At 65.0% G+C, this 20,721-nt stretch carries 21 protein-coding genes and 1 pseudogene; 8 read left to right on the top strand and 14 right to left on the bottom strand.

Annotated features, from left to right (window positions below; translation table 11 throughout):
- Positions 1–30: 30 nt before the first annotated feature.
- Entirely contained in the window at positions 31–3,759 is a 3,729-nt protein-coding gene (locus B141_RS0110360) for an endo-1,4-beta-xylanase (RefSeq protein WP_020575093.1), read from the bottom strand.
- A 667-nt stretch (positions 3,760–4,426) separates the two neighbouring features.
- Between B141_RS0110360 and B141_RS0110355 the strand changes: the two genes are divergently transcribed.
- Entirely contained in the window at positions 4,427–5,224 is a 798-nt protein-coding gene (locus B141_RS0110355; protein WP_202805723.1) for an SDR family oxidoreductase, read from the top strand.
- Here the strand turns inward: B141_RS0110355 and B141_RS0110350 are convergent.
- The 8 genes from B141_RS0110350 to B141_RS0110320 form a co-directional block, all read right to left on the bottom strand.
- Positions 5,221–5,976 carry a GOLPH3/VPS74 family protein gene (locus B141_RS0110350; RefSeq protein WP_084678214.1) on the bottom strand — a complete coding sequence of 252 codons (756 nt, stop codon included), beginning with the start codon at positions 5,974–5,976 and terminating at the stop codon, positions 5,221–5,223. The two genes, B141_RS0110355 and B141_RS0110350, sit on opposite strands and share 4 nt — an antisense overlap.
- 212 nt (positions 5,977–6,188) lie before the next feature.
- Positions 6,189–6,704, bottom strand: a complete 516-nt coding sequence (locus B141_RS39945; protein WP_202805722.1) for a hypothetical protein — start codon at positions 6,702–6,704, stop codon at positions 6,189–6,191.
- Positions 6,701–6,955 carry a MerR family DNA-binding transcriptional regulator gene (locus B141_RS50585; protein WP_202805721.1) on the bottom strand — a complete coding sequence of 85 codons (255 nt, stop codon included), beginning with the start codon at positions 6,953–6,955 and terminating at the stop codon, positions 6,701–6,703. Before B141_RS50585 ends, B141_RS39945 begins: the two co-directional genes overlap by 4 nt.
- 66 nt (positions 6,956–7,021) lie before the next feature.
- The gene (locus B141_RS0110340; protein WP_020575090.1) at positions 7,022–8,272 is read right to left on the bottom strand and encodes a DUF2252 domain-containing protein; all 1,251 of its coding nucleotides are present in this window, start codon (positions 8,270–8,272) and stop codon (positions 7,022–7,024) included.
- A gap of 125 nt (positions 8,273–8,397) precedes the next feature.
- A complete protein-coding gene (locus B141_RS0110335; RefSeq protein ID WP_020575089.1) occupies positions 8,398–9,726 on the bottom strand; it encodes a glutaminase in 1,329 nt (442 codons plus the stop codon).
- Positions 9,727–9,860: 134 nt separating this feature from the next.
- On the bottom strand, positions 9,861–10,253 hold the full coding sequence (locus B141_RS0110330; RefSeq protein ID WP_020575088.1) for a GNAT family N-acetyltransferase: 393 nt from the start codon (positions 10,251–10,253) through the stop codon (positions 9,861–9,863).
- The gene (locus B141_RS0110325; protein ID WP_026257082.1) at positions 10,250–10,921 is read right to left on the bottom strand and encodes an NADPH-dependent F420 reductase; all 672 of its coding nucleotides are present in this window, start codon (positions 10,919–10,921) and stop codon (positions 10,250–10,252) included. The genes B141_RS0110330 and B141_RS0110325 overlap by 4 nt, the downstream gene beginning before the upstream one ends.
- Positions 10,918–11,988 carry an LLM class flavin-dependent oxidoreductase gene (locus B141_RS0110320; protein ID WP_020575086.1) on the bottom strand — a complete coding sequence of 357 codons (1,071 nt, stop codon included), beginning with the start codon at positions 11,986–11,988 and terminating at the stop codon, positions 10,918–10,920. The genes B141_RS0110325 and B141_RS0110320 overlap by 4 nt, the downstream gene beginning before the upstream one ends.
- 143 nt (positions 11,989–12,131) lie before the next feature.
- Here B141_RS0110320 and B141_RS0110315 point away from each other — a divergent pair, with 143 nt between their 5' ends.
- The 3 genes from B141_RS0110315 to B141_RS0110305 all read left to right on the top strand — a co-directional run bounded on the left by B141_RS0110315 (position 12,132) and on the right by B141_RS0110305 (position 14,898).
- Positions 12,132–12,617, top strand: coding sequence for a MarR family winged helix-turn-helix transcriptional regulator (locus B141_RS0110315; RefSeq protein ID WP_020575085.1), 486 nt, complete (start codon positions 12,132–12,134; stop codon positions 12,615–12,617).
- A 52-nt stretch (positions 12,618–12,669) separates the two neighbouring features.
- The gene (locus B141_RS0110310) at positions 12,670–13,626 is read left to right on the top strand and encodes an NmrA/HSCARG family protein (protein WP_020575084.1); all 957 of its coding nucleotides are present in this window, start codon (positions 12,670–12,672) and stop codon (positions 13,624–13,626) included.
- A gap of 171 nt (positions 13,627–13,797) precedes the next feature.
- Positions 13,798–14,898, top strand: a complete 1,101-nt coding sequence (locus tag B141_RS0110305) for an NAD(P)-binding domain-containing protein (protein WP_237742671.1) — start codon at positions 13,798–13,800, stop codon at positions 14,896–14,898.
- A 127-nt stretch (positions 14,899–15,025) separates the two neighbouring features.
- Here the strand turns inward: B141_RS0110305 and B141_RS0110300 are convergent, their stop codons facing one another.
- The gene (locus B141_RS0110300; protein WP_420313584.1) at positions 15,026–15,943 is read right to left on the bottom strand and encodes an ABC transporter substrate-binding protein; all 918 of its coding nucleotides are present in this window, start codon (positions 15,941–15,943) and stop codon (positions 15,026–15,028) included.
- Between the two features lie 72 nt (positions 15,944–16,015).
- Between B141_RS0110300 and B141_RS52740 the strand changes: the two genes are divergently transcribed.
- Positions 16,016–16,183, top strand: a complete 168-nt coding sequence (locus B141_RS52740; protein WP_020575081.1) for an ArsR family transcriptional regulator — start codon at positions 16,016–16,018, stop codon at positions 16,181–16,183.
- Positions 16,184–16,499: 316 nt separating this feature from the next.
- Here B141_RS52740 and B141_RS47220 read toward each other — a convergent pair whose 3' ends face one another.
- The 3 genes from B141_RS47220 to B141_RS49130 all read right to left on the bottom strand — a co-directional run bounded on the left by B141_RS47220 (position 16,500) and on the right by B141_RS49130 (position 18,270).
- Entirely contained in the window at positions 16,500–16,667 is a 168-nt protein-coding gene (locus tag B141_RS47220; RefSeq protein WP_020575079.1) for a helix-turn-helix domain-containing protein, read from the bottom strand.
- 52 nt (positions 16,668–16,719) lie between these two features.
- Positions 16,720–17,562, bottom strand: coding sequence for an alpha/beta fold hydrolase (locus tag B141_RS0110280; RefSeq protein ID WP_020575078.1), 843 nt, complete (start codon positions 17,560–17,562; stop codon positions 16,720–16,722).
- 330 nt (positions 17,563–17,892) lie between these two features.
- Positions 17,893–18,270, bottom strand: a complete 378-nt coding sequence (locus tag B141_RS49130; RefSeq protein WP_020575077.1) for a group II intron maturase-specific domain-containing protein — start codon at positions 18,268–18,270, stop codon at positions 17,893–17,895.
- 21 nt (positions 18,271–18,291) lie between these two features.
- On the opposite strand from B141_RS49130, the pseudogene B141_RS52735 reads away from it, so the two are divergent.
- From B141_RS52735 to B141_RS51365, 3 genes and pseudogenes are all read left to right on the top strand, one after another.
- Positions 18,292–18,558, top strand: a pseudogene (locus tag B141_RS52735) (histidine phosphatase family protein); the annotation flags it as partial.
- Between the two features lie 53 nt (positions 18,559–18,611).
- Positions 18,612–18,893: a sulfotransferase family protein gene (locus B141_RS51370; RefSeq protein ID WP_020575076.1), complete on the top strand. Its 282-nt coding sequence runs from the start codon at positions 18,612–18,614 to the stop codon at positions 18,891–18,893.
- A 172-nt stretch (positions 18,894–19,065) separates the two neighbouring features.
- Positions 19,066–20,052 (top strand): phosphoribosylaminoimidazolesuccinocarboxamide synthase, encoded by a 987-nt coding sequence (locus tag B141_RS51365; protein WP_026257081.1) that lies wholly within the window; start codon positions 19,066–19,068, stop codon positions 20,050–20,052.
- Between the two features lie 66 nt (positions 20,053–20,118).
- Here B141_RS51365 and B141_RS0110260 read toward each other — a convergent pair whose 3' ends face one another.
- Complete coding sequence (locus B141_RS0110260) at positions 20,119–20,442, bottom strand: hypothetical protein (protein ID WP_026257080.1); 324 nt, start codon at positions 20,440–20,442, stop codon at positions 20,119–20,121.
- Positions 20,443–20,721: the final 279 nt, after the last annotated feature.

The raw sequence follows: 20,721 nt of genomic DNA, 5'->3' as shown, positions 1-20,721 counted from the left end.
GACCCAGGCTTTCGCCTACTCCTTCGACGATTAACGATGCTGGTGGGAGGGAGACGTCGGGTGTACTCCCGCACTCGGCCCGGAGCACGGGGGTGTCGCCACTGTCGCGGTGAGGGACTGGCCGGAGAGCAGCCAGGTCACGCTGCGGCCGGCCGGGAGGGCGACCGGTGCTCGGCGCAGCCGGGGGCCAGGCAGGAAGGTGACCGGCTGGCCGCGGTCGCCGGGTGCCGGGCTGATCTGGTTGCTGGTGCCGACCGGTACGGGCAGCCCGAAGCTGTTCCCGTTGATGTAGCCGAAGTACACCGTCTTGGTGTTGCCGGGGCTCCGGACCAGGCACACCTCCCGAGGTATGACCGGGTTGACAGCGGTCTCGGACGCGCCGGCCGGCTGCAGAGCGGCGTCGTCGACGTACAGGTCGCTCGCGCCAGTGGTCGTACTGATCCACCACTCGGCCCGGTCGAGCGTTCCGGTCCACGTCACAGGGACGTCGTTCGCGCTCACCTCACGCCACTGCCCCGCGGTGATCGGCCCTTCGGCCAGCGGCAGGGTCGTGGACGTGCCGTCGGCGAACCACAGCTTGAGCTTGATCAATGCCGTCGTGTCCGGTGCCCCGTCGGCCAGCCGGAGCCAGGCCGACGTCTTGTAACGCGCGCCGTTGGTGAGCGCGACTCCGGCGTCGGGCCGGTGCACCCCCTGGGCGGGACCAGCCCACTCGTAGGTCCGGTTGGTGATTCGCAGCGCGCCCGACCCGCTGTGCACGGGGCTCGGCACCGGGCTGGCGGCGCAGGGCGAGAAGCAGTACCAGTTGTTCGCGGCGTTCTCGGCGTCGCCGTTCACCAGCAGGTCGAGGCCGGCTGGCGGGGCCGAGCGCGCACTGAAGCTGGCGTCGTCGATCAGCAGGTCGGCCTTGCTACTGCCGCTGCGGGTACTGATCCACAGTTCACCTGACTGGAACGACCCGGTGAACTGGACCGGGACGTTGCTGGCGCTGATCTGGGTCCACGCGGTGTCGGTGACCCTGGCCGACCCCAGCCGGAACGTCGTACTTCCGGTCGAGGTGTTCACCTTGAGCGCGACGTCCACGGTGTCGCTGCCGGGGTTCTTCAGGCGTATCCAGGCCGAGGCGTCGTAGCGGCCGCCGTTGCCGACCGTCACACCTCGCGCTGCGCCCGCCCAGGTCTCGCCCCGGTTGGTGACGGCGAGTGCGCCCGATCCGCCGTGGGTTGGGTTACTGGCCAGCGACAGGGTGCAGGGTCCTAGGCAGTACCACCCCGTGGTGCTGCCCTGCTCGAGGTCGCCGTTCGTCAGCACGTTGGCGTTACCGGGAAGCTTGGGCCCGATGAACGGCGGCGCGGGTGGGGGCGGTGGGGTCCCGACCGTCTCGGTCAGCGTCACGTCGTCGACCGTGCAAGTCGGTGTGCCGGGGACCTCGGCGTTCTGCCAGACGAACGCCTGCGTCCAGGTGGTGTCGGCCGGTGGGGTGAACGCGGCGATCTGCTGCTGGTAGGCCGATTCTTCGCGGTAGTTGAGGGTGTACTGGAAGCTCGCCTGGCCGGGGCTCGCTCCGCCGCGGACTCCGACGTAACACTGGTTGCCGGTGCCGCTCGACTTCGCCCAGGCGCTGAGCAGGTAGCTGGTGCCAGGCTTCATGTCGATGACGTCCTGGATGACTCCACTGCCGTTGCCCGCGTCGCCGATCCGCACGGCGCCGCTGCCACTGTGGGCGTCGTTGCTGGCCTGCGGCGCGCCGGCGAGCGGCTGCCAGCCGGCCGTGCCGTGCTCGAACCCGCCGCCTCGGATCAGGCTCGCGATCTCGTCGCGCGGCGTGGAGGGGATGCCGTCGGCGACGACGGTGACGGTCGTGCCGGCGTTGGTCGGCATCGAGACGCGTTGCTGCTTCGCGACACCGTCGACGGTCACCGTGAGCAGGTAGTCGCCGAGGAAGCCGCGAGTGGTGTACGTGCCGGACGCGTTCGTCGTTCCTTGTGCGTTGGTCCACCACTGCCGGTAGATCAGGTCACGCCATGCCTGGCCGTTCGGCTTGATCGACCAGTCCGGCCGGTAGAACGCGGCCTTCGGGTGCCAGATGTTGGGCTCCCAGATGCCGAACGTGCTGACGGCGTCGACCTTCGGGTGGCTGAACGCCAGGGTCAGGAAGTCGCGGGTGTAGTCGGCCTGCAGTTGCTCGTCGATCCAGGTGGTGCTCCGGCCTACGATGTCGAACTCGGTGATCTCGATCGGTAGTCCGAGCGAGGCGAACCGGTCGAGGATCGGCAGCAGGTCCGCCGGCGGCGTCGGCTGGAGGTCGGTGAAGTGCCCCTGGATGCCGAGGGCGTCGATCGGGGCACCCTTCGCCAACAACGAGGAGACCAGGTTGTAGAAGTAGTCCTGCTTGCGCTTGGTCCAGCCGTTCTTCTCGAGGATGTCGTACTCGTTGAGGAACAGGTGAGCGTCCGGGTCGGCGGCCCTGGCCAGCTGGAACCAGCGGGCGATCTCGTCCTGGCCGAGAATGTCGGTGACGTTGTGCTCGGAGTACGGCTCGTTCACGACATCCCAGGCGTCAACGCGGCCGTTCAGCGCGGACACCTCGTCAGTGATGTGCCCGTCGATCCGGGCCCGCAGCGCGGCGGGATCGTCCGCGAGCTGCCGCACGTCCGGCGGCATCAGCCCCCACGACCCCCACACCAGGGTGTGGCCGTGCACGTACATGTCCTTCGACCGCAGCCAGTCCAACCCTGGCAGGGTGTACTGGGTGCGGTGCGCCTCGTTCTCCCAGTAGTTCCACTTGAGATCGTTGCCGAACGTCACCTGGTTGACGTCCGTACTGATCTTCGCGCGGTGGGTACGCGCGTCGGCGCTGTCGCTGGCCAACGTCTGCGCGGAGGCGGCGCTGCCGAAGTTGAACGCGTGCTCAAGCATCTTCACGTTCACCGCGGCATCAGGGACCGGTCGGCCCGTGGTGTCGACAACGTTGACCCGCAAGTCGCCCTTGCGGTACTGGTCGATGCGGTCGTTCGCGTCCGCTCGCCATGGAGCCTTCGCCTCCCGGCCGGCGTAGGTCACCGAGGGGAATCCAGCCGGCTCACCCTGCCCGTAGTCGAGCACCGATACGTTCGCCAGCTCGAGCACCTGGGGGCCGTAGCCGAGCCACAGCGAGACGTGGGCCTCGCCTGGTGCGTAGTTCTCGACCACCCGGAACGGAAACTCGAACCGCTGCCACTCGCTGGTGAGCTTCAACGCCGCGACCGCCGACTTCGCGTGGTTGCCCCCGTTGCGCTCGAACACGAACGTCGCGTAGCCGGCCCCGTCGTCGGACTCGGACTCCACCGACCGCGCCCAGAACGTCGCGAGGAGGGCATCGCCGGCGCGTAGCGCCGTACCCGTGGGCGCGGCCAGCGTGATCTCGTACTCCCCGTCCAGGCCGCCACTCCTCGGGCTGCCGGTCACGTTGATCCGCAACGCCCGGTCGATGGTCGGATTACCTGAAATCGGGACGATCTCCGTGATGGGCGCCGGGTCGCCCTTCACCTCGGTGAACGCAGCAAGGGAGTTTGCGGGCATGACCTCGACGGGTTCGTCCGCGGCCGCGGACGGAGTAGCCGCCTGCAGGGCGGTCACCGCGACCAGGAGGAGGGTGGCGAGCAGGCCAGATCTCCTTGCCTGGCGAGCGGTGCGGCGAGACTTCTTCACGTGGGTAGGCGGCTCGCTGTGGGCGGGCGGCGGCCCGGATTCGGTGGTCCGGAGGGCAGGTCGATTCATGTCCCTTCCTTTCCGGCAGGTTGGTATGCGCCTTAGGCTCTAAAGCAGGGGCGGACCGCGGTGCGTGAGAGGAATTGCTGGCTACGCGACCGCACCAGGTCGCGTGAAAACGCTCGAAGGTGCAAAGCGAGCGATGTCGCGAATCGTCAGTCGGGTCATATCCGCGACACCTCAGCTCCGATCGCCGGTCTCACGCCTCGCCGCACGGTGTGGGATCAGTCGCTGTTGGACTGGTCCCACGTTGATCCGGAACGTAGCACTGGACCGGTCCAACAGCAATACGTCGGCGCAATATAGGCGTAACCCGGTCCTTGTCATTGCACTGCGCGGCGACCTGCTGGCAGCATCGCCATTCCGCGCGCGCTCCCCGGTCTTCCGTCCTCGCCCGTCCTCGATCTCAGCGTCTGTTCGCCGCAGACCTAGTCGTACTCCGCCGGCAGAAAGGCACGGGATGAGCGCGCGTTATTCCCTGACGAATACCCAGTGCACGTCGCCGCAGCCGCCGACGGCTGGGTGTACGGCGGAATCGGCTGTTGGCCTGCGATGACGCTGCGCGTCCCAGCGCGATGACCCGGTGCAGACGAACACTTCCCCTACGGGGCCTAGAAGCGGGAGCTCCGCGGCGATCGGGCCGGGTCATCTTCCGCGTCGTCGACACCCCTTCCAGATGAACCTCGGCGCCCGTGCGCCGGGAATCAGCTCTGCCGTGGTGATCGAGCCAGCAGGTACGGGGAATGCGCCAGGAGCTCGCGACGTTTTTAGAACGGGACCGCTGTGGTCTGCTGAGGCATCCCGAGAGAGTAGTGAAGCGATGCGAGTATTCGTGGTGGGTATCACCGGAGCTGTCGGAGGGTTGCTCGCTCGAAAACTCGCCGCTCACGGCGACGATGTGACCGGGCTCGTTCGGAGACCTGAGCAGCAGCACCCTCTCCAGGATCTCGGCATCCGAACTGTCATCGGCGATCTCGCGACTCTGACCGTCGACGAACTTGCCGAAGCGTTCACCGGTCAGGACGTGATCGTCTACAGCGCAGGCTCCAACGGGGGAAGCCGAGACGTCACCGCCGCGGTCGACGGTGAGGGAGTGGAACGAGCCGCGGAAGCGGCCCTTCTGGCAGACGTGCGGCGATTCGTTCTCGTTTCGGTGTATCCGGAGTCTTGGCGCGAACGCGACCTCGATGACGACGTCGAATACTACTTCGCCGTGAAGAAACGGGCCGACGTGTCGCTCACACGCACCGGCCTTGACTGGGTCATTCTCCGGCCGTCGCTCCTAACCGACGAGCCCGGGCACGGGAGCGTGTCAATGGGGCCGGCCGAACTCCACGACCAGATCAGTCGTGACGACGTGGCTGCGACGCTGACAGAGATCGTCCACGAGCCCCGGATTCGCCGCCAGATCCTCGAAATCAACACTGGCGCCACCGCGATCCCGGAAGCAGTGCTCAACAACATCCGCAGCTAGCCGCGCGGGAGCACGGCTGCGGCGATGATGACGTTGTTGACGATGGTCGCGGTGACGGTGCGCGCCACAGCCTCAGCCGCAGCGCCGGCACCCCAGTTTCCGTTCTTGAGTTCCTCGGCGCGGGCGATGACCAGTGAGGTCCACGGGATGTCTCGGTCGAACTGTGGCAGAGTTCCGCTGCCGTTAAGGAGCGCGGCGAGCGCCACGACGCGGGGCGTGGGTTCCGCGCCGTCGACGAGCACGGCACGGACGTCGGCGAGCAGTCCATCACGGCGCCCGCTGTCGCCTTCCGCGAGCACTGAGGTGTGGAACAGGCCGAGTGCCTTGCGCGTGCTGCGGCGCAGGTCTCCGCGCTCGATGAGTCGATCCAGCAGCGGTTCACGCAAGGTCGGCCCCGTCGCGGCAAGGACGGTCTGCACTCCCCGAGGCTTGTCGGCGACATACTCCCAGCTCGCGCGGAGAAGGTGATCCGACGGCGGGTTGTCAGCGACAGCCTCCACTGTCGTCGTTCCCATCCGCCCGGTACCGGTCCGGACGTGGTCGCCAAGCCCGAGGTCGGCGAGCACCGCCCCGGCGAGCACATAGAAGAGCGTGCCCTCCCCCGCGATGCTTCCGGTGCCAGACTGCAGACCGGAATTCGGCTGGAACAGAAGCAGGAGGAGATCCTCCGCCAACGTCGGCTTCCCAAGTGTTACTGTCTCGTCCGGCTCCCCCGAAGAAGCCGGACTCGGGTCTCCGTACTGTTCAGTCATTGCGAATTCCCTTCTCATCGCGTCATCGACCGTAGTTCTCGGCAGCCGTGGCGAGCCCCGCGACGATCGATCTGGCGCCACCCACTCCGACGGGCCACGAGGTCATCGCGCAGGGTTCTCGATGGGGATCACAAACGGGATGTCCTCACTCGCCGAGTCGACGAGGGTGACCTCGACGTGGGTTCAGTAAAGACCGTGTTCTCGCAACAGGGTCAAGCCCCGTGAGGAGTGCGTTCCCCGGCCGCCTTTCTACTCTCCTCCCGCATGGCGCGCACTTGGTCGTTCGCGAGGGTGTTGGCACGGGCGAGCACGTCCAGCTGCGCAGGGTTGTACAGCTCCCGCACGGCGTCCACGAACGTCTGCGCCGTGACGTATCCGCTCTTGGACAGGCGCGAAGCAGGGTCGCTCAACCAGGGATAGTCGATGAGATTCCGCGCGAGAGTCGACGCGAGCCTCTCGACCAGACGCTGCCGCGTCTCCTCATCCGCGTCCGCCGGCAAACGGTCGATGTCCACAGCGACATCGTCGGTGTCGGCCTCCACCATCTTCTGAACGTCCGCCAATGCACGCTCGTCGTATAGCTGCGTGTAGATGTGGATCACCGAGCTGTCCGCCTCGGACAGTCGAGATGCCACGGACTCGAACCCAGCGGGTACGTCTGCTGGCGCTTGGTCGCGAAGGATCGCTGCGATATCCGCCCGGGCCTTCTGCAAGTGCTCAATGCTCATCTGCAGTTCCGCGTCGAGGTCGCGCAAAGCATCCGCTGCGCTGTCACCCCCCGCACTGACAGCACCGATCTGCGAGAGTGGTACACCGAGATCCGGATGCGCAAGAGACTCACCAGATGCCGCACCTCGTACTGCTTGTATCCGTTGTACCGGCGCTCCGGTTCATCGAGCAGACCGAGACGGTGGTAGTGGCGAACGGTATTCACCGTCGTGCCCGCCAGATCAGCGAGCTCGCGCGTGCTCCACGACATGTCGTATCCTCCTGCGCTCGCAGAGGCAGAGCGCCTATGAGTGCTCACCGGAATGCCGCACACGCTCTACCATCCGCGTTCAGCGGCCCTCACCTCGTTGTTCGCGATAGCGGTGAGTAGATCAGCGTGATCCGTGTGGGTCTGCTCGGCGTAGGCGCGGGCATAGCGGAGGATGCCGTCAGCGAAAGCATTCCCTTTGCCGATGTAGCCGGCGATCGCTTCGGGGTCGCCGCTGCGAGCATGCGACTTTGCCAACGCGTGGCCGCAAGCCGCAGCGAACTGGGGTAGGTATCCCGATATCTGCTTTCCGCTGGGGATGATCTTCATGTCGCGAAACTGGCGTACGTAGTAGTCCTTGCCGTCAACGCGCATATGGCCGAGGAAGATGTCGCTTGCTGACTGCATGAGGCGTTGGCCGACGACGACGCGCTCGCCGTGGTTCGTGAACTCGCTGGGACCCAGGAACTCCTCGTAGACCGATGCTGTTGCCTGCTTGGCCTGGGAGAACAACGGCTGTAGGCCGCTATCGCCTTCCAGCAGGTGTAGCCAGACGCGCATACCGACGCTGCCCACGCCCACGATCTGCCGTACGGAATCGACGCGTTTGAATCGATCGACGAGTCGACGCAGGTGGGGCGGAATCGAGGCAAGGTATGTGTCGTAGACCTGTTCATAGGCCCGGACCCGCTGCTCGTGGCTCAGACCTTCGTCTATGCGCTTCATCGGATCCAAGATGATGCGGTGCCGCCCGTTCTCTTCGGAGACGAGTTGCTGTGCCACCCCGTGATGTGTCCGCTTCCTCGACTGCTTCTCAATGGCGCGAGAGGCGGCTTCGGCGAACTCTGAGGTCAGACCTCTCAACGGCACATCTGACGTGATCAGGTCGTACCAGACATCCAGCTCCCCCATCCGGGCGTACCTTCGCATCGCCTTGCGGTAGCCTTCGACCGCTGCGGCGGCTGCGTCTTCGCCACACGAGCCCTGGAGCTGTTCCGAGTCTGCGAGCACATAGATGCTGGTCGCGAAACGCTTCAGATCCCACTCGAAGGGCCCCGGGAGGGTTTCGTCGAAGTCGCGGGCGTCGAAGAGCAGTTGTCGCTCAGGAGAGGCCCATAGCCCGAAATTGAGGATGTGCGCGTCGCCGCACATCTGAACCGTCAATCCTGAGTGCGGTGCCGCAGCGAGATCGGCTGCCATGACGGCGGCCGCACCGCGCAAGTAGGTCCATGGCGAGAACGCCATCCGGGCATACCGCAACGGCAGGAGCTCGGGGTCGCGAACGGCCTCTTGTGCGCGCAGCCGGTCGATGGCTCTCATGTGACGGACGCTGGGGTCCCAATGCGCCGCGGCTCGACGCGGTGCCTGCTTCCGCGCACGACGACCGTCGCGGGCGGTCGCGGCGACGTTCCCTGATGCGCGAACGCGTGCGACTGGCTCGCCGCTCATGCGTCGGCCTCTCTTCCGGGCTGGCTGCTGCGCTGGGCCGCCTTGTGCGGCGGACTCACGACATGTTCCACGTCGCTGACGACCGTGACTCGGCCGCCATCACCGGGATCGGGGTCGGGGATGATCGATTCCGGGTCGACGAGGTAGACCTCGTGGCCGTCCAGCGTGAGCCGACGCGCGACCTCCAGCAACATGCGTCGTGACACGTCATCGATCGAATAGACCATCGTGAGGTCCAGCACGACCCTGGCTTCCGCGGGCGCGGTCTCCACGGTCTCTCGAACGATTCTCTCGGCTCCGGCAAAGCGGATCCCACCTTGCAGTTGGAGGACCCGGATCGCGTTCGGTCCGCTGCCGACGACGTGGTTGGATCGTACGACCGCACGCGCAGCGGCCGGGACCTCCATCACATGCAGACCCATATCGGAGGAGAATCGTTCGAACAGCGACACTCCTCGAACGCTGTTCCCGTGGGGATCCAGTCGTGGTGAGAACGTTGCGATGCCGATCTGGCCGGGGAGCGCGCCGATCAGGCCCCCAGCCACGCCGCTCTTCGCCGGAATGCCGACCTGGGTCGCCCAGTCACCGGCCGCGTCATACATTCCGCAGGTGGCCATGACGCTCAGCACCTGACGCACCACCGGTTCGCGTATCACCTGCTCACCCGAGAGAGGGTTCACCCCGCGGTTGGCCAACGTCGCGGCCATTATGGCCAGATCTCGCGCCGTGACGAGCACGGAGCACTGGCGAATGTAACCGTCGACGATGGCCCTCGGGTCCTCGGTGAGGATGTTGTAGCTGCGGAGCATGTGTGCGATGGCGAGGTTGCGGTGCGCGTGCTCCAGTTCCGACGCGCACACCACCTCATCTATCGTCAGCCGACGACCAGCGAACGCCGAGAGGCCGTGGACCACGCGCTCCACGCGCTCTGTCGGATTCAGGTCCTCCGAGCCCGCCAGCGAGTGAGCGGTGATCGCACCGGCGTTGATCATTGGATTGAGGGGGCGCCCCGTATCGCTTTCGAGGGAGATCTGGTTGAACGCCTCTCCCGATGGCTCAACCCCGACTTTGGCGAGCACAGGATCGAATCCGCGATCAGACAGTGCCAATGCATACGTGAACGGCTTGGAGATCGATTGGATCGTGAACTCGGTATCGATGTCACCGGCGCCGTAGACCTCGCCGTCAACAGTGGCGAAGACCGCGCCGAGGCGCTCGGGATCCGCTGCTGCGAGCTCGGGGATGTACCCCGCTGGATCTCCGGAGGTGTCCGTCTCTACATCTCCGAGTACCTCGGTCAGATAGTCGGGAATGACTGACCGCATTCGTCCTCCTCCATACAGATGTGCAACCTCCGCGCTGTGACATCAGCGCTGCGGCCGTCGTCCTACGTGTACCTTCCTGGCGCCTGTAGACGCCCCACCAGATCACAACGACGATGTGCGCGAGCGATTGGATCTCATGACCCACTCCGTGCAGCGCGCGTGACCAGTGCGATGTCGGCAGGTGTCGGCTGGCGGAACACGCCGCCATTCGCGACGAATTCATCGCCATGCATCCTCAGATGGCGAGCAAACAGCGGGCACACGGGCACGACGGTGAGCTTCTTGCGAATGCTGTCTGCGAGGGCCTCACGCACCAGCAGCTCGGCCAGACCTCGTCCCCCAAACTCCTGATTCACCTCGGTGTGGAAGAAGATCCGGTCTTCGTCCACATCGGGAGAGTCGACGAAGTCGGCCCTGCCGACAGGTGATTCATTGGTGAGGCTCACGGTGTAGGAGCTGATCGGGCTAGCGATATCGAGCTTGACCGTAACGGAGGCGCCGGTGTTGTCGATCAATCCTTGAGTCATCTCACTGTCCTTTCGTAAGACGCCGGAGCAGGGATGCTGGTGAGAGCGCGAAGCTGGGCGGCGTCGACATTGGCTCCGAATGCAGGGGTGCCGGGCTCGAGCCGAGCGCCCGCAGCGAGGTCGCCGATGGGGAGCGCGTTGAACCCGAGCGCGTCGATCAGCTCCGACACGACAGCGAGATCCTCGGGCGAGTCACCGGCAATTGCGATCGCCTTACGCCCAGGGCTGCCTCCGTGGTGAGCCTCATCCTCAAGATCGTGGTAGCCCATATGGTTGAGCGCTTTGACAACTCGCGCGCCCGTCAGAAACTTCTGTACGAGTTCGCTCGAGGAGATCCCCGGCGGAACGACCGTGTCGCGAGGACCATCGATCTCCCACCAGTGGTTCATCGCATCCACGACCAGCTTCCCTCGCAGCTCCGGGACCGGGAGATTGCGGTGCTTACTGAGCGGGAGCGCGAGGATCACCACGTCGGCAGCGTCCGCGGCCTCGGCCGGCCACACGGCGGTCGCGCCCGGGGTGAGGACCTCGATGGTCAGCGCGATCTTGGCGGGGTCACCGGATCCGGAAACGAGCACCCGATAGCCGGCGGCGACCGCCAGGCGCGCCAGGACGGTGCCGACCTTTCCGGCCCCCAGGATCCCGATGGTGGCCACGGGGGTGGTCATCGTGTCGCCTCTGCCGCGACGACGGACTGTTCGGCCAGAAGCTCGCGGACCCGGGGAATGACCTGGGTGCCGTACAACTCGACCGAACGCAGTCGTGCGCTGGCGGAAACGGTGCCGACGGCGGAGTAGATCATGTCGAACCGGCCCGCATCCAGCACCTGGATCGCGTGGGCGATCTTCGCCGCGACAGTCTCGACCGAGCCGACATACAGCGAACCGCGTTCCACCTCGGCGTCGAATTCTGGCCGATGGATCGGCGGCCAGCCGCGCAGCGCCCCGATCCGGTCACGGATCTCCCTGTACCCGGGGTAGAACAGCTCCTTGGCTTCATCGTCGGTGGCGGCGACGAAGCCGGGCGAGTGCATCCCGACCGGCTGTGCGGTGGTGCCAAGCTGCTCGCTCGCCCGCCGGTACAGGTCAACGTAGGGAGCGAACCGATCGGGAGCGCCGCCGATGATGGCGAGCATGAGCCGGAACCCGTAGTGGGCGGTGCGGACCACCGACTGCGGTGACCCGCCGACTCCCACCCAGGTACTGAGACGTCCAGAATCGGTCTTCGGGTACACGTCCGCATCGCGCAGAGCGGCACGGGTGGTGCCTTCCCAGGTGACCGGCGTCTCGTCCAGGAGTCGGTGGAACAGGTGGATCTTCTCCTCGAACAGAACCTCGTAGTCCTTCAGGTCGTACCCGAACAGCGGGAACGACTCGGTGAACGAGCCCCGTCCGAGGATCACCTCGGCACGGCCACTGGAAAGCGCGTCCACGGTCGCGAATCGTTGGAACACGCGCACCGGGTCGTCCGAAGACAGCACCGTCACCCCCGAGGCGAGCCGGATGCGCTTCGTGGCGGTCGCGATGCCTGCCAGCACCGTTTCCGGGCTTGAGATCGCATACTCCGGCCGGTGGTGCTCGCCCAACGCGACCACGTCGATGCCGATCTGATCGGCCAGGATCGCCTCGGTCACCGCCGCGCGGATCGCCTGCGCGTGCGAGACGATCTCCCCCCGGTCGTCACGGGGCCGGTCTCCGAAGCTGTCGATACCGAACTCGATCTGCGAAACATCCATCTTGTGCACCTTCAAAGTCTTCGTTGAGTCTCGGTCTCGGCGATCAATCCGAGCGAATGCCGCGCGATCGACACCCTCCACATCTAGTTGACACGTGAATCATGTAGCCATATTGTTCACATGTCAACTACCGAGGAGGGGCGATGGGCACAGCGCCGAGTCGACGGCTCCCCACGAGCGAAGAACTCGCGATCTGGCGGGCACACATCGAGACGTTCGAGATCGTTCGCGCCCGCATCGAGTCCCGGCTGCAGCAGGACTCGCAGCTGTCGAGTGGGGACTACAGGGTGCTCCTCGCGCTGAATGAGGCGAAGGGGAAAGCGTTGCGGTCATCGGAGCTCGCCGCGCACATCGAGTGGGAACGCAGCCGCCTGTCCGGCCAGCTCGGCCGAATGGAGAAACGAGGCCTGGTGCGCCGCGAACCCTGCGCGGAGGACGCCCGCGGCGCGCGCGTCGTCCTCACCGAGGAGGGTTCCCGCGCCTTCCGCGCGAGCACCCGCCCCCACCTTCGGGCAATCAAGGACGTCTTCGTCGACGCGTTCACGCCTCAGCAACTCGCCCATCTGGGCGAGGCCGCAGCGGCCATGCGCAGCCACCTGAACCTCGACGCGGCCCCTGATCAGCCCTGAACGCACCCGTTCGTCGTCCAATCGTTCGACCTCTTCGACAAGGAGAGCCCTCATGACCAGCAAGCCGATCATCGTCGTCGCCGGTGCCACCGGATCCCAGGGCGGGGGTGCGATCACCGCGCTCTTGGAGGACCCGCAGCAGCGCTTCGCCGTACGCGCCCTCACCCGCGATCCGCAGTCCCCGGCCGCATTGGCACTCGCCGCCCGCGGCGCGGCGGTCGTCCGCGCCGACTTCACCCACCCAGCCACTCTCGAGACAGCGTTCGCGGGTGCCCACGGGGCGTTCTTCGTCACCAACTTCTGGGCGCACGGTTCAGCCGCACAGGAGACGCAGGAGATCGCGAACCTCGCCGCGGCCTCGGCATCCACGAAGCTCTCCCACGTGGTGTGGTCCACTCTCGAGGACACCCGCGATCTGCTGCCGGTCAGCGACCCTCGCATGCCCGTCCTGCAGGACGCCTACAACGTGCCCCATTTCGATGCCAAGGGTGAAGGGAACCGCTTCTTCACCGACGCCGGGGTGCCCACGACATTCCTGAACACTACGTTCTTCTACCAGGGCTTCATCGACGGCGTCGGGCCTCGCCGCGGGGAGGACGGCGTGCTCGCGCTCACGCTCCCGCTCGAGTCCGGCAAGCGCCTCGCCGGCGTTGACGTCAACGACATCGGCCGTACCGCGTTCGCCATCCTCGCCGCTGGAGACACCTATGTCGGGCGGACCGTGAGCCTGGCCGGCGACCACCTCACCGGCGCCGAGTACGCGGACATCCTCGGCGAGGTCATCGGCGAGACCGTCCGGTTCGATGCCGTCCCGTATGACACGTTCCGCACGTTCCCGATCCCCGCTGCGCTAGAGGTCGCGAATATGTTCCAGTACTACGGCGACTTCGACGCCCAGTTCACCGGCGCCCGCGACCTCGACGAGCTCCGCCGCCTCAACCCCGCCCTGCGGGACTTCCGTACGTGGGCGACCGAGAACGCCGACGCGCTGAAGGCCGCGATCGGCTGACGGACCGTACGGGAGGTAGCAAGCCATGCAGTTCGGCACCTTCGCTGTCGGACCCATTGCCCGGACCCGGCCACCGACATGCCTTCTGGTCACGAGTCGCCCAGGCGGGACCGATATGCCGGCCATGCCGAGCTCCGGCCCAGCGGCATGGGCACAGCAGCGGAATGCGGCGTGAGCCGCCGAGCAACCGTGGTTGTGATCGGTGCCGGACAAGCGGGGCTGTCAGCCGGCTACCACCTGAACCGGCGCGGATTCGCCAGCGCGCTCGCCGAGCCCGGCGCCGACCGCAGCTTCGTGATACTCGATGCCGAAGACAGGCCCGGTGGAGCTTGGCTGCACCGGTGGGAGTCCCTCACGATGGCGACTGTCAACGGCATCTTCGACCTGCCGGGGTTTCGGCAGACGCCCGTTGATCCGGCCGCGCCGGCACGTCAGGCGGTGCCCGCGTACTTCGCAGCGTTCGAGCAGCAGATGCGGTTGCCGATCCTGCGGCCCGTCACCGTCACATCGGCAACCCGCGCCGACGACGAGCCCGACGGTGAACTCCTGATCGACTCCGACAGCGGCACCTGGGCGGCACGAGCGGTCATCAACGCAACCGGGACATGGACCAACCCGACGGTGCCCGCCTATCCCGGGCAGGAGAGCTTCGCCGGGCGTCAGCTCCACACCAAGGACTACACCTCGCTAGACGAGTTCACCGGGCAGCGGGTCGCCCTCGTAGGTGGGGGAATCTCAGCCGTCCAGCAACTCGAAGAAATCTCCCAGGTAGCGGAAGTGTTTTGGTACACGCGCCGGGAACCGATCTTCCGCGACGGCGGCTTCGCCCCGGAGGTCGAAGGGCGTGACGTGATCTCCAAGGTCACCGCGGACGTCGAAGCAGGCAACCTGACCGGCAGCGTCGTCTCCTACACGCATCTCTCCTGGACCCCCTACGCACTCGCCGCGAAGAAACGTGGCGCGCTCGTCCGACGACCGATGTTCACACAGATCGAACCTGAGGGAGTCCGAAACGCGGATGGAACACTCACCCCCGTCGACACGATCCTCTGGGCGACTGGATTCAGAGCGGCACTCGGGCACCTCGACCCACTGACGTTGCGCAACGAGCGCGGTGGGATCGAGATGCGAGGCACCCAGGTCGCTGCCGACCCCCGGGTACATCTCATCGGGTTCGGCCCCTCACAATCCACTGTCGGCGCTAACCGTGCGGGCCGGGACGCCGTCCGCTCTCTGACAAAACATCTCCATCCGGCCATTGTCAGCAGCTGAACACCATCGACCGGCGGCGCCGGCAGCGATGACTCGTACGCACCGCTCCGCCTTTGCGTCCTTTACCGATCGAAGTCCGAGCTATGGCCTCATGCCGGCGAGGCGCCTGCTTCTACTTTGAACAACACTATTCGGCAACACCTGCGGGATAGGGGTAGTGGAATTCGCCTGATGTGTATTCGGCTGGGGCGACGACGACCTGCGTGTATGAGTGCTTGAATTGTTCCGAGTCGGCGTCGGTGACGTTCTGAAACTGCACCTGGATGACGCGGGGATGCTCCCACTCGCCCCCTATCCCAAATTTGACCGCACCGACAACGGTGTCGAACGACTCCCTTCGGGTGTATTGCGCCAACACCTGATCGTCCAGGCCTCCGGTTGCGGTGACGGCTTGTTCGATGACCTGCATCTGTGCGTACGCCTGGGGAGCCATGTAGGAACCGATCAGATCAGCGTTCTCGGCTGGCGCCCGAAGCTGGTAGGTCTTCATGAGAGACTCCACGCCGGTGAACATCATGCTTGGTACGGGTAGCCAGTACTCGTAGTTCACCAGCCCGTTCAGAAGCGGCCCGAGTGCGCTTTTCACCGCTGTCGATTGAGGGCCGATCATGGCCCCGCCGACCATCTTCGGTGTCCAGTCGCTGCTGCGCAGCGCCTGGACCAGGCCGATCGAGTCGTCGAGGTAGGAGCACAGCAGCAGCAGGTCCGGGTCCTTGCTGGCCACGGAGTCGATGATCGGAGTGAACTCGCTGGTCGACAGCTGATAGGTTTCCTCGTCGACGACGGTGAATCCGTACTTTCTGGCGTTCTCCGCAGCACCGATGATGGGGTTGTAGGCGAATTCCGCGTCCGCTGAAACGAAGGCCACGGTGCAGGGACGCGGTACCTGCCGGGCGGCGAGTTCGAAGAAACCTTCTGTGAGCGCAGAGCTGGGGTTTGGTCCGGTGGGTATCATCGCGAAGTAGTTCGGGTATTGCCGCTCTGTGTTAACGCCGAGTCCCATAAGTCCCACGAAATATCGGTTGCGTTCGGCGACGATCGGCACCTTCTCGAGGCCGCCCTCGAACGGCAGGCGCAACGTGACGGAGGAATCCCGCACGGCCACTTCAAGCTCCTTGTGCTCCTCAGCGCCGCCGACAACCAGACCCTGGCGCTGAAGAGCCTCGCCGACAGCCTCCGCTTCTCCCAGAGCCGCATCAGCCACGCTCTCACCGCGCTCGAACGCCAAGGGCTCGTCACAGCCGCCCCACGACCGGCGGGCGTCGCGCATCCGAAGCCACACTGACCAACGAGGGGCGGCTGCTCGTCGGCCGAGTGCTTCGCTCTCAACGTCACGAGATCCGCGACCCGCTTTTCAACGGCCTCGGCGAACTTGGCACCGTTGCTCTCGGCAACATCAGCGCACGCATCATCAAGCTTCTCGACGACCACCAAACCGATTCGACGGAGAATTGACCTCTCGCGTCGCGATTAACACCGATGCGTGCAGTCACCCTGTTGGCAAGTCAGACTGGACGGCAACCGGCGCAGTAGCGGCTGCCACGCCCCGCCCACGAGGATCGCGGGCCCGTGCGATGTCGGTTGCGATACGCGAGTCCATGTCAACGAAGGGCCCCACCCTCTTTGGACGGGAACTCGCGGCAGATCGCCTTGAGCGAGGCGCCAGCCTCGTCGCGCACCGCGTCCATGCCCACCCGACCGATGCCACGACCGTAGAACAGCCGGTCCGCGGCCTCCACGATGCGGGTGCGTACGTCTCTCTCGGTCATCTCACCAAGGTGCCCGCGCGGAGAACTCTCCGCGCGGGCACACCCTTCGTTCTCAGGACTTCACGAAGTGCAGCAGCGTCTCGTTTACCTGGGCCGCGTGAGTCCAGAGCAGGCCGTGCGGGGCGCCGTCGATCTCGACGTACTCGGCCGCGGGCACCAGCTCGCGGAAGCGTCGCCCTGTGGCATCGATCGGCAGGATGTTGTCCGCCGTCCCGTGAAGGATCAGCGTCGGCAGGCCCGCCTCGCGGACGGCGTCGACGTCCGGGCGGAAGTCCTCGATCCAGGCCGGGACAACGGCGTACGCCGCGACGGGTGCGCTGCCGACAGCGGTGATCCAGTTGGCGCGGACCACCTCCTCGCTGATCCGTTCACCGAGCGTCTCCTCGAGGTTGTAGAAGTTCTCGTAGAACTGCGTGTACCAGGCGTAGCGGTCGCGGCGGGCGGCCTCGACGATCCCGTCGAAGACCTGCTGCGGCACGCCTTCGGGGTTGTCGTCGCGCTGCACGAGGAACGGCTCGAGAGATGCGAGGAACGCCAGCTTTGCGACCCGGGCCGAACCATAGGAGCGCACGTACCGTGCCAGCTCGCCGGTGCCCATGGAGAAACCGACCAGGATCACATCCTGCAGATCGAGGGTCTCGAGCACCGCGTTCAGGTCGGCGGCGAAGGTGTCGTAGTCGTATCCCGTGCCCACCTTCGATGAGCGTCCGAAGCCGCGCCTGTCGTAGGTGATAACGCGGTAGCCGGCCGAGAGCAGCTCGCGCGACTGCAACTCCCAGCTGTCTCCATTGAGGGGATATCCGTGAATCAGGACGACCGGCTGACCGGCGCCGTGATCCTCGTAGTACAGCTCGACGGAGTTCGAGTTCTCTTCGCCGACGGTGAGATAGCTCATAATCATTCCCATCCTTTGCGCAGCGTAGAGAACGACCGTTCTCCCACTTCACTGCCCATCCTTGAGAAGGAACGTTCTCCACGCAGAAGTATTCCCTAGTACTACAGTCGTAGATCGTGATTTGGTTTCGTCGGCGGTGGTGGCAGAGTTTGGCTCGGTGCTGGTGGCGTCGGCGGTATCGGCTCCAGTGTTCGATGTGCCACCGGTTGTGGTGGGGTCAACGCACCGGGCTCTCCACGTGCCGTTGCCGATCTGGTCAGCTTGGGGTATCTGCCGGTCTGGGTGGTGGCCACGGGGTCGGGATGCTTGCCCCGCGGTAGCGGTAGCGGGTCACCTCATCCGGCCATGCTTGCGGTGTATCCAAGCGGCGACCCGCTGCCAGGCGTAGTAGTCCACGCTGTTGAAGGTCTTCTTGGACACCGCATGCCGGTAGTAGTTCGCCCACCCGCGCATAGCCTGGTTCAAGCCGGTCAGCAGCTCGTCCAGGCCCATGTGCAGGGTTGATCTGTGCGTCTTGGTTTTCACCTTGTCCTTGACGGAAGCGATCGCCTTCGTCGATGGCTTGGTATAGACGAAGCGTTTCGTGGTTCCTCGCTTACGCATCCGCCGGATGTGAAAGCTGAGAAAGTCGAAACCCTCATCAGTGTGGACCACGCGGGTCTTCTCCTCAGACAGCCGAAGCCCAAGCGTTGCCAGTACCTCGGCCACCTGATCTCGCAGCTGCTCAGCATGGCGGCGTTCGCCCGCGACGAGGACAGAATCGTCGGCGGGTTCTGGGTCAGGACGCAGACACGGGACCTTGTCCTTCTGGTGAACGGCTTGATCCGGACGAGCGGCACGTCTGCGGCGGCCTACACATCCTCCATGCGACGTCAGAAGGAGACGTGCGAGATGCTCTTCAGCGCCACGTCGATCCCCATCGTGGTCGACGAACGCCTTCGTCAGATCGACAACGGTCCGCAGTACACCGGCATGAACTTCGATATCGGCAAGCGGGACTACCTCGACTTCATCGGCAAACCGTTCCCCCAGGGTGGCGAAACAACTGGATGCTGTTCCACCCTTCCGTGGCGAACGTGTCGTTCGAGGAGCTCGTGGGCACGGATGGCGGCGGGACCGAGAGCCAGCAACGCGCGACGGTTCGTCGCATCGGTAAATTCTTGGGAAGTGCGCCCAGAGACCAGGACCTCCGCCTCTTCGACCCATCGGCTCGAACCTTCTTCCGCGGCCAGGCCGGAGCGTGGCGTGACGTGTTCAGCGCTGAGCAGACGCGGACGTTCGGGCGCCTCTACGGAGATGTGCTGCGCACCTACGGCTACCCGGAGCTCTAGCGCTGCGAGCACCGCCTGCGTCGCTGGCTGTAGGCATCGGTCGGGAGTGCCTCCGGCAGTCGGACCCCGCCCGGCCGTGGCGACCACGGCGGACTGTCGCTACTGCGACCTCCGGCGCAGCCGGTACGATACGGACGACTGCACCGAAGACCATCCACGAGGTGTCGAGTTTATGAGCCGACCGGCCAACGATTTTAAACTCATGGGCAATTGTCTCATCGACGCAGAATATAGCGAGCTTCCTGGTTACCAACGTAACAAGGTGCGGGATTCCTATCAGTTGTCGGATCGACGACGGCTTTTGATCTCGACTGACCGTCAATCTGCGTTCGACCGCATCTTGGCCGCCGTACCTTACAAGGGCCAGGTGCTGACCCAGACAGCACGCTACTGGTTCGATGAAACCGCAGGTGTCTGTCCAAACCATGTGATCTCTTACCTAGACTCGAACGTGGTCATGGTCAAAGATCTCGACATGCTCCCGATCGAGCTCGTCGTGCGGTCCTACCTCACCGGTTCGACCAACACCAGCCTTTGGCCCATGTATGACCGAGGCGAGAGGGTGCTGTATGGCCACGAATTTCCCGATGGCATGAAGAAGAACCAGAAGCTGGCTCGACCTATCATCACACCGACTACGAAGCCGGTCCACGGTGGGCACGACACGCCGATCATCGAGTCGGAGATCCTCGAGACCCAGCTGGTGACGGCCGAGCAATGGCACGAGCTGGCGGAGAGAAGCCTGGCTCTGTTCGCCCGTGGACAGGAACTGGCGGCCGAGAAGGGCCTCATCCTGGTGGACACCAAGTATGAGTTCGGCCTTGATGAAGACGGGATGATCGTTGTCGCCGATGAGATCCACACTCCGGACTCCAGCCGATTCTGGATCGCCGACACCTATCAGGACAGGTTTGATGTCGGCGAGGAGCCGGACAGTCTGGACAAGGAATTCCTGCGGCTGTGGATCGTGAGCCAGTGCGACCCCTACCAGGACCCGATCCCGGACATCCCCGCCGAGACGTTGATCGAGTTCAGCAACAAGTATGTCGCCTTGTTCGAACGCCTGACCGGCCTGGAGTTCGAGAAGCCGGACCCAACGGTCTCCGTGCGCGCTCGTATCCACGACGCGCTGGCCAAGGAGTTGCCTGAGTACTTCTAAACGGGAACGGCTCTCGTCTCAGGGGTTCTCAGCCGGCGGGTCTTTCCAGGCACCGGCCGGCATGATTCAACGTCGTGGACCATTTTTCATGACGGACATCAGCCCTTCCATCCCATCGGGAGAGAAGACGTCCAGGTTCGCATAGTAGATGTCGTTGCTCTCACAGAACTGGTTCAGGAGTTCATCTGTCCGCAGCAACGTCAGGTATCGGTCGAACACCATTCTGTGGAACTCGACCCCCTTCTCCTCGATGCGGCCGGGGAACCTGTTCTTCAGCCTTCTCTTGCATTCTTCGGGCGAGGTTCTCATGTGGAAGACGATGTGTTCGCGCCCTTCGTTGCAGACGCTGTCCTGGATGTAGTTGATGAGCCCGTGATCTGGGAACGTCACGCCACCTCGATCCATCCGGAAACGTGGCGGTTCCTATGAGCTCAGGGTCTACGCAGGCGTCGATCGTCAGCACGAGACCGGCGTGAAGCCGAGAAGATCCGGTCAAGACTGCTCGCCAAGGTCGACCGACAACGCAACGCCTCCACCAGAGCGACGCTCGGCTACACACTGGACGCGTGGCTCGAGGTACACGAAGCCGATCCGGTAACGCTGAACAAGTACCGGGAGTACGCCGAGCGCCTCATCAAGCCAGCCATCGGCGACGTACCAATCGCAAAG

This window comes from Actinopolymorpha alba DSM 45243 (assembly GCF_000373925.1).
Taxonomy (GTDB): domain Bacteria; phylum Actinomycetota; class Actinomycetes; order Propionibacteriales; family Actinopolymorphaceae; genus Actinopolymorpha; species Actinopolymorpha alba.
Note: the sequence above shows the minus strand (reverse complement) of the source record. Positions and strands in the feature narration are given on the sequence as shown.